The sequence below is a fragment of the Erythrobacter donghaensis genome (assembly GCF_001557325.1).
Taxonomy (GTDB): Bacteria; Pseudomonadota; Alphaproteobacteria; order Sphingomonadales; family Sphingomonadaceae; genus Erythrobacter; species Erythrobacter donghaensis_B.
Genome location: NZ_LSJS01000323.1, coordinates 1 through 7,569, shown reverse-complemented (window position 1 = coordinate 7,569; position 7,569 = coordinate 1). Strand labels below are relative to the sequence as shown.

The window sequence follows — 7,569 nt, the reverse complement described above, 5'->3', positions numbered from 1 at the left end:
CCAACGAGAAATGCAGCGGCTGCTCCCAAAAGCCGCCGTTCGCTTTCCCACCCACTCCCGGTCATTCAGCGCATCGTGCCTTTCGCCCGAAAGCAGCCATCCGCCCCTCACCCCGATAAAAACTCCGCCCACACCGGCAGGTGATCCGACGCGGTCGTCGCGAGCGCGCTGCGGTGGACGCCGCAGTCCTGCGCTACCAGCGCTTGGCAATGCATGATCCGGTCGAGCCTCCCCAAGGGACGGCGGCTAGGGAAGCTCGGGCCGGGGTCGAGCAGGGTGAAGTGCCGCCCGAACTCGCGAAAACACCCTGAGACGGCGCGCCATTCGTTGAGGTCGCCCATCAGCACCACCGGGCCTTGCTCACGTGCCGCCTCGCCCAGTGCGGCGATGGTGCGGGCCTGCCGCACGCGCCACAGGCCCGAGAGGTCGAGGTGCATTCCGAAGACGGTCAGCGCCGTCCCGCCCACCCGCAGCCTTGCCGTCACCACCCCGCGCGGCTCGAGGCAGGGGATGTGGATGATGTCGTGGCTCTCGACATCGATCCCGCGCCGCACGAGGATCGCGTTGCCGTGCCAGCCCATCGAATCCGTCTGCACGTCGAGCGGCACGGGGACGTAATCGGTGTGGCTCTCGATCAGGAACCCCGGCAGCACCGAGGCGCGGGTGCCGAAGCGCAGATCCGCCTCCTGCAGGCACACCACGTCCGCCCCCACCTCGCTGAGCACCTTGAGGATCCGCGCCGGATCGCGGCGGCGGTCGGTGCCCAGCCCCTTGTGGATGTTGTAGCTCGCCACCTTGAAGGTGCTGGCGGGCGGGGGCGCTGGGTCGGGCATGGGCGCAAGCTAACCGCCGCCGCGCTAATTCGATAGAGCCGGGGGCGCGGTTCGTCGCATCCTCGCGCCATGACATATGGCGCGCGCGTTCTCTATGCCTTCGACGGCGGGGCCCGGGGTGACTGGGCGGTGACGGGCATGACGACGCTGGCGGGGGAGAGCCTGCCCGAGGTTGAGGGGCTGACCGTGCGGCAGGGCGGGTTTGCCGAGGCGCCCGCGCCGGTGTGGAGCCTGTGCGGGGTCGCCAGCCACCTGCGCTATACCTTGCGCGAGGAGTTCTCCGAGCTGTCGGCGCGCGGCAGTCCGCTCGGGCGCGGCGAGGCGCGGCGCGCGGCGCTGATCCCGATCTCGAAGAGCGAGGCGTGGTGGGCGCTGGCGCAGGACGAGCGGCGGCGGATCTATGAGGAGCAGTCGCGGCACACGAGCATCGGGATGGAGTACCTGCCCCAGATCGCCCGCCGCCTCCACCACGGCCGCGACTTGGGCGAGCCCTTCGACTTCCTCACCTGGTTCGAATTCGCCCCCGAACACGAGGGGCTGTTCGACGAACTGCTGGTGCGGCTGCGCGCGAGCGAGGAATGGACCTACGTGAGCCGCGAGATCGACATTAGGTTGACGCGGGCGGTCTAGGCGGGGTTAGTTTCGACGATGTTGGCGATGCACAGCTGATCGTCGCACAAGGCCGATAAGCACCACACCCTCACCACACCCGCGACCGGAGTAGGAGGGAGGGTCCGGAGGCTAGCCTCGACGGCCTCGGCAACGCGTTCGGACGATGGTCCAAACGGCATGTTGGCCCCAAGCTGGCGCGCCCATGCCTCCGCCGCCGCCGCCACTCCCGGCGCCGACACCTGCATCACGCTTGTTGTGCCGGTGAACTCGCTGACGATGGTGAACAGGCGATTCTCCATTGCTGCCTAACCCGCCGCCAGCAGGCTGGCGTTGCCGCCCGCCGCCGTGGTGTCGATGCACACCACCCGCTCGGTCGCGAAGCGGGCGAGGTAGTGCGGGCCGCCGGCCTTGGGGCCGGTGCCCGAGAGGCCCTCGCCGCCGAAGGGCTGGCTCTCGACCACCGCGCCGATCTGGTTGCGGTTGACGTAGAAATTGCCGACCCGCGCGCGGCCCTGCACGAAGCGCCGCGTCTCGGCGATGCGGCTGTGGAGGCCAAGCGTGAGGCCGAAGCCCGTGGCGTTGATGTCGTCGACTACCTTGCCGAGTTCGCCCGCCTTGAAGCGCACCACGTGCAGCACGGGGCCGAAATTCTCGCGCGCGAGGTCGCGGATCGAACCGATCTCGATGATCGTCGGCGCCACGAAATGCCCGGTCGCGGGGGTGCCGGAGAGGCGCTCCACGGTGAGGCCCTTGGCGATGCAATCGGCGACGTGCGCCTCGAGCAGCGCCTTGGCCTCGGCGTCGATCACCGGGCCGACATCGGTGGCGAGGTCGGCGGGGTCGCCCACCTTCAATGCCTCGAACCCGCCCCGAATCATCTCCAGCACGCCGTCCGCAATGTCCTCCTGCACATAGAGCACCCGCAGCGCCGAGCATCGCTGCCCCGCGCTCTGGAAGGCGCTTCCCAGCACGTCGCGCACCACCTGTTCGGGGAGCGCGGAGCTGTCGACGATCATCGCGTTCTGCCCGCCGGTCTCGGCGATCAGCGTGGCGATCGGCCCGTCGCGCATCGCCAGCGCGCGGTTGATGGCGCGCGCGGTGTCGGTCGATCCGGTGAAAGCGACGCCTGCCAGCAAGGGGTTCGCGGTGATCAGCTGCCCCACCTCGCCCGCGCCGGGGAGCAGTTGCAGCGCCTCGGGCGGGATGCCCGCCTCGTGGCACAGCTTGACAGCGAGCGCGGCGATCAGCGGGGTCTGTTCGGCGGGCTTGGCGATCACGGTATTGCCCGCGGCAAGCGCGGCCGAAGCCATGCCGATGAAGATCGCCAGCGGGAAGTTCCACGGGCTGATCGTGGCGAACACCCCGCGCCCGTGGAGGCTCAGCGAGTTCTCCTCCCCCGTCGGCCCCGGCAGCATCACCGGCGCGGCAAACTGCCGCCTCGCCTCGGCGGCGTAGTAGCGCAGGAAATCGACCGCCTCGCGCAGTTCGAGCACGGAATCGAGCAGCGTCTTGCCCGCCTCGCGCTGGCACAGGCTGAGGAATTCGGCGGTGTGCGCCTCGAACAGGTCGGCGGCGTTTTCGAGCAGCAGCGCGCGGCGCTCGCCGCCGAGAGCATCCCAACCGGGCTGGATCGCGGCGGCGCGGGTGAAGGCTGCCTCGACCTCCTGCGCGGTCGCATCGCGGCGGGTGCCGACCTTGTGCGAGGGGTCATGCGGCGCGGTGACATCGGCGACCGGCCCGGTGCCCCCGAAGGTCGGCTCGGCGGACCACTGGCGGCCTTCGAGCGCGCGCAATTGCCCGAGCAGCGGCTCGCGCACCAACGGATCGCTCAAGTCGACCCCCGCGCTGTTCTGCCGCGCCCCGAAAATCGCCCCCGGCAGCGGGATCGCCGGATTGCTGCGCGGCTGAAGCGCGGCCAGTTCCGCCACCGGATCGCCCACCAGTTCTTCCGCCGGAATATCGGCGTCGCCCAAGCGATTCACGAAACTGGTGTTGGCGCCGTTCTCGAGCAGGCGGCGCACCAGATAGGCGAGCAGCTCCTTGTGCCCGCCCACAGGCGCATAGATGCGCACCGGCGTCCTCTGGTTGCCCTCGAGCGCGTGGAGCGCGTCGTAGACCTCCTCGCCCATGCCGTGGAGGCGCTGGAACTCGAAGGGACGGCCTTCGCTGAGGTGCTTGATCGCGCCGATGGTGTAGGCGTTGTGCGTGGCGAAGGCCGGGCGGATCACGTCGGCGTGCTCGAACAGCCGCGCGGCGCAGGCGAGGTAGCTGACGTCGGTCGCGACCTTGCGGGTGAAGACCGGGTAGTCGGCATATCCGCCCACCTGCGACAACTTCACCTCGCTGTCCCAATAGGCGCCCTTGACCAGCCGCACGAACAGCTTGCGCCCGTGCCGCCGCGCGAGTTTCCCCGCCCAGTCGCACACCCACAGCCCGCGCTTGGAATAGGCCTGTATGGCGAGGCCGAAGCCCTCCCAGCGGCTGCCGTCGGGGCGGCGGAACAACTCGTCATCGGCCACAAGGGCTTCGATGATGTCCATGCTGAGTTCGAGGCGCTCGGCCTCCTCGGCGTCGATGGTGAAGTGGATGTCGGCGTCCCGCGCGCGCAGCGCGAGGTCGCGGATCACCGGGATCATCGCCGCCCTGGCCTCGTCCGCATGGAAGAAATTATATTTCGGGTGGAGCGCCGAGAGCTTCACCGAAATCCCCGGCGAGCCCGCAACCCCCGCCCCCGCCTCGCGCGCCAGCCGCACCAGCGCCGCCTCATAGGACTGCCGGTATTTCTCCGCATCGGCAAAGGTCATCGCCGCCTCGCCGAGCATGTCGAAGGAGTGGGTGATCCCCCGCGCCCGCTCCGGCGCGGCGCGTTTCAGCGCCTCGTCGATGGTGCGGCCGAAGACGAACTGGCCGCCCAGAATCTTCATCGCCTGCCCCGTCGCGGTGCGGATCACCGGCTCGCCCAGCCGGTTCATCGCGCGGCGGAAGGCGCTGCCCAGCCCCTTCTGCCGGGCGTCGGGCGGATCGAGCACTTCGCCGGTCAGCATCAGCGAGAAGGTTGCGGCGTTGACGAAGGTCGAGGAACTCTCGCCGAGATGCTCGCCCCAGTCGATCTGGCCGATCTTGTCCTTGATCAGCGCGTCGGCGGTCGCCGCATCGGGCACGCGCAACAGCGCCTCGGCCAGGCACATCAGCGCGATGCCTTCCTCGGTGTCGAGGCCGTATTGCTGGAGGAAGGCGTCGATCCCGGAGGCCTTCTTGCCGCGTGCGCCCTCGATCAGGTCGATTGCGAGCCGCGCAGCCGCATCGTGCACCTTCGCCGCCGGAGCGGCCTGCTCCAGCCGCTCGGCGATTGCCGCTTCCTCGTCCTGACGATAGGCGCGGCGCAGGTCGGTGCGGTCGATTGCTGGGGGGGCGGAGAAATCGGCCATCTGGTTTCACCTGAAACGATTCGAGAGGACAAGGCGGCCCTCTGGACTCCGCGAGGCTGCGCTTCAAGCGCGGTCTTTGCAACGGGTGTCCTTGCCGCACGCGTGGCTTGCGGTTAGCGTCGGGCGCTGATCAACGGGGCCACACGCATGCGGATGTTCTGCTTCCACTGCCGCGACGGCGAAGACGGCGGGCGGCTGCGCGCGATCCACCGGCCCGCGCATCTCGAATTCATCCACGCCAATGCCGATCATTTCGTGATCGTCGGGCCTTTGAAGCGCGCCGACGGGCTGATCATCGGCTCGCTCCTGATCGTGAAGGCCGAGGACGAGGCCGCGGCGCGCGCGATCCTGTCGGGCGATCCCTATCTCACCGGCGGGGTGTGGCAGCTGATCCGGGTGGACGAGTTCACGCCGCTGCTGGGCGACTGGGCGTAAATTCCGAGCACCCAATCGAGAGGGTTCCTTCTCCCCTCCCCGTGGGGAGGGGTTGGGGGTGGGGGCTCTGCCCTATCGACCGTCGAACACCCATCCCCAACCCCTTCCCTGAAGGGAAGGGGCCAAAAGGTGCCACCGGGCCTAACGACATTTACCGAAAAGGATCCCCGTCGCTGTAGCGGCGGCTGATGAAGGCCGCGTTGCTCGAAAAGGCGTCGAGATCGTGCTGCGCGAGGTTGCGGGCGATCTCGTCGATCCGGCCCTTCATCGTGTCGAGGCTCTCTTCGAGGATGAAGCTCGCCGACTTGCCGGTCTTGCGGAAGATCTCGGCGCGGTGCGCGGGCGGGATGTCGATGTAGCTCTTGACCAGCTTGGGCAGGTGCTCGTCACGCATCAGCTCGATCTCGGTGCGGCTGACGGCCTGCACCTGTTCGCGGTCCATCATCGCGCCCACTTCCTCGAGCGCGGCAAGGATGGCTTCGATCTTCTTGCGCGCGGGGGCGGGGACGCGGTCGTCGTCATAGTCGACCCCGTGGGGAGGCGCCGGCGGCGCGGGCGGGGCAGGCGCGGTGCCTGCCTCGGGCTCGGGCGCGGCGAACATCTTCCTGAGCGAATCGAACAGACCCACGGAGCTTCCCGTTGCGAACGGCCCGCAAGATGGGCCGGGCAGACGCTTTAGACCCTGTTTCAGCGCGGTGGAAGCGGGGGAATCGCCGTGCGCTCGCTCTCCAGCCGGTCGAGCGCGTCGTAAAGCCGCGCGAAGGCAGCCTGAAGCGCCTGCGCCTTGTCGCCAGCGGGAGCGCCCTCGTCGCTGATGAGGTTGCTCGCTGCGCGGTTGAGCCCGGCGATCCGGTCGAGCACCAGTTCCTGCCGGGACATCAACCGTGCGGCTTCCATTGCGGTGCGCAGCACCATCAGCATGGTTGCGGTGGCCTGCTCGATGGCCGCGATGAGCTGGGCATTGGTGGCGGCGATGACCTCGCGCGCGGCGAGCGCCTGGGTGGCGAGCGCGCGCGCCTCGGCAATGTCGCGCGCGCGGGTGCGCACGGTGTGGAGCGCATCGGCGGTGAGGCGGCGGGCCTTCATCGGCTCGCGCGGCGCGATGGCGGCGGCGCGCGCCTCGAGGGTGAGCGCGACCTCCTCGGCGAACAGCGCGTGTTCCTCCAGCGCGGCGACCAGCGGGCGCAGCGACGCCTCCTCGGCTTCGAGGCCGATATTGGCGCGCAGCAGGGCATCGCGCTCGCGGGTGAGCGACGAGAGCGCGGCCTCGATCTCGCCCTGCGCGGCGGTGTAGCGGCGGAAATAGCCGGCCGGGTCGGCAGGGCTCGCAAACAGCCCGAAGCGGCGCCTGGTGGCGGGCGCAAGGTTGCCGTCCCGCAGCGGTTCGAGCGCCGTGGCGATGCTGCGCAGCGCGGCGGTGGCCTGCGCTATGCCCGTGGTGGGGGGCGGCGCGACATGAGCGAGGCTCCCGGCATGACGCGCCGAGGCCGCCGCAATGGTGTCGCGGCCCAGCGCCTCGAGCCCCTCGAGCTTGTGGTCGAAGGCGGGGCTCAAGGGTTCGATCAGCAGCAGCTCGGCGACGAACTTCGCCGCCTGTCCGGCCAGTTCCGCGCGGCGGCGCTTGGATGTCGTGGGCATCGGCCGGAGCGTCAGGCGACCCGCGTGGGTGCCTGCGGGCGACCGGGCGCGGCGCGCGGCGCGTGGACCTGCGCGCGGTCGAGCACGCCTTGCGCCCAGCGGGCATGGGTGGTCGGCTCGAGCATCGAGCCGCCGTGCCCGAACACCGCGCGCGCTTCGGCGGCGAGGATCGCGCGGGCTTCCTCCACCTCGGCAGGCGCAGGGCGCAGCACATCGTGGATGATCGGCACCTGGCTGGGATGGATCGCGGTCTTGGTGAGCAGCCCGTGCTCGACATCGCGCGCGACCTCCTCGCGCAGGGTATCGGTCAGGGCATAGTGCTCGAACACCGGGGCCGAGAGCGCGAGGCCTTCGGGCAGGAACACGCTGGCCATGGTGGCGATGGCAAGGCCGAGCGGGGTGTCATAGGCGGTCCGCTCGCGCGAGCGGCGCACGCCCAATTGGTTCAGGATGTCGTTCCCGCCGATCCGCACCGCATGGACGCGCTCGCCGAGAGGGGCGAGGGCGCGGGCCATCCGCACCATCGCCGCACGGTCGAAGGCCTCGGCGCTCTCGATCGTGGGCATGATGCCGTGGCCGGGGCTATCGAGCCGCGCCAGCCATTCGGCAAGATTGGCGGTGGT

8 protein-coding genes are annotated in these 7,569 nt (G+C 69.8%); 2 read left to right on the top strand and 6 right to left on the bottom strand.

Going from position 1 to position 7,569, the window contains the following annotated elements:
* Positions 1–107 precede the first annotated feature (107 nt).
* Entirely contained in the window at positions 108–833 is a 726-nt protein-coding gene (locus AX692_RS18530; RefSeq protein WP_073973231.1) for an endonuclease/exonuclease/phosphatase family protein, read from the bottom strand.
* A gap of 69 nt (positions 834–902) precedes the next feature.
* Here AX692_RS18530 and AX692_RS18525 point away from each other — a divergent pair, with 69 nt between their 5' ends.
* Complete coding sequence (locus AX692_RS18525) at positions 903–1,463, top strand: chlorite dismutase family protein (protein WP_073977206.1); 561 nt, start codon at positions 903–905, stop codon at positions 1,461–1,463.
* Here AX692_RS18525 and AX692_RS18520 read toward each other — a convergent pair.
* Together AX692_RS18520 and putA are read right to left on the bottom strand one after the other, a co-directional pair.
* Positions 1,460–1,744 (bottom strand): hypothetical protein, encoded by a 285-nt coding sequence (locus tag AX692_RS18520; RefSeq protein WP_073975733.1) that lies wholly within the window; start codon positions 1,742–1,744, stop codon positions 1,460–1,462. The genes AX692_RS18525 and AX692_RS18520 overlap by 4 nt on opposite strands.
* A 6-nt stretch (positions 1,745–1,750) precedes the next feature.
* Positions 1,751–4,873 carry a bifunctional proline dehydrogenase/L-glutamate gamma-semialdehyde dehydrogenase PutA gene (gene putA, locus AX692_RS18515; RefSeq protein ID WP_073975732.1) on the bottom strand — a complete coding sequence of 1,041 codons (3,123 nt, stop codon included), beginning with the start codon at positions 4,871–4,873 and terminating at the stop codon, positions 1,751–1,753.
* A gap of 147 nt (positions 4,874–5,020) precedes the next feature.
* On the opposite strand from putA, the gene AX692_RS18510 reads away from it, so the two are divergent.
* Positions 5,021–5,308, top strand: coding sequence for a YciI family protein (locus AX692_RS18510; RefSeq protein ID WP_230959481.1), 288 nt, complete (start codon positions 5,021–5,023; stop codon positions 5,306–5,308).
* A gap of 151 nt (positions 5,309–5,459) precedes the next feature.
* Here the strand turns inward: AX692_RS18510 and AX692_RS18505 are convergent, their stop codons facing one another.
* The 3 genes from AX692_RS18505 to AX692_RS18495 all read right to left on the bottom strand — a co-directional run.
* Positions 5,460–5,936, bottom strand: a complete 477-nt coding sequence (locus tag AX692_RS18505; protein WP_073973310.1) for a hypothetical protein — start codon at positions 5,934–5,936, stop codon at positions 5,460–5,462.
* A gap of 59 nt (positions 5,937–5,995) precedes the next feature.
* Positions 5,996–6,946 carry a toxic anion resistance protein gene (locus AX692_RS18500; RefSeq protein ID WP_073973311.1) on the bottom strand — a complete coding sequence of 317 codons (951 nt, stop codon included), beginning with the start codon at positions 6,944–6,946 and terminating at the stop codon, positions 5,996–5,998.
* Between the two features lie 11 nt (positions 6,947–6,957).
* Positions 6,958–7,569: HpcH/HpaI aldolase/citrate lyase family protein (locus AX692_RS18495; RefSeq protein ID WP_073977815.1), on the bottom strand; the 612-nt coding region annotated here is incomplete at its 5' end.

Excerpts from the sequence above, each read along its gene's own strand:
- AX692_RS18525 (WP_073977206.1), top strand. The coding sequence starts at position 903 with ATGACATATGGCGCGCGCGTTCTCTATGCCTTCGACGGCGGGGCCCGG.
- putA (WP_073975732.1), bottom strand. The coding sequence starts at position 4,873 with ATGGCCGATTTCTCCGCCCCCCCAGCAATCGACCGCACCGACCTGCGC.
- AX692_RS18510 (WP_230959481.1), top strand. The coding sequence starts at position 5,021 with ATGCGGATGTTCTGCTTCCACTGCCGCGACGGCGAAGACGGCGGGCGG.
- AX692_RS18520 (WP_073975733.1), bottom strand. The coding sequence starts at position 1,744 with ATGGAGAATCGCCTGTTCACCATCGTCAGCGAGTTCACCGGCACAACA.
- AX692_RS18530 (WP_073973231.1), bottom strand. The coding sequence starts at position 833 with ATGCCCGACCCAGCGCCCCCGCCCGCCAGCACCTTCAAGGTGGCGAGC.
- AX692_RS18500 (WP_073973311.1), bottom strand. The coding sequence starts at position 6,946 with ATGCCCACGACATCCAAGCGCCGCCGCGCGGAACTGGCCGGACAGGCG.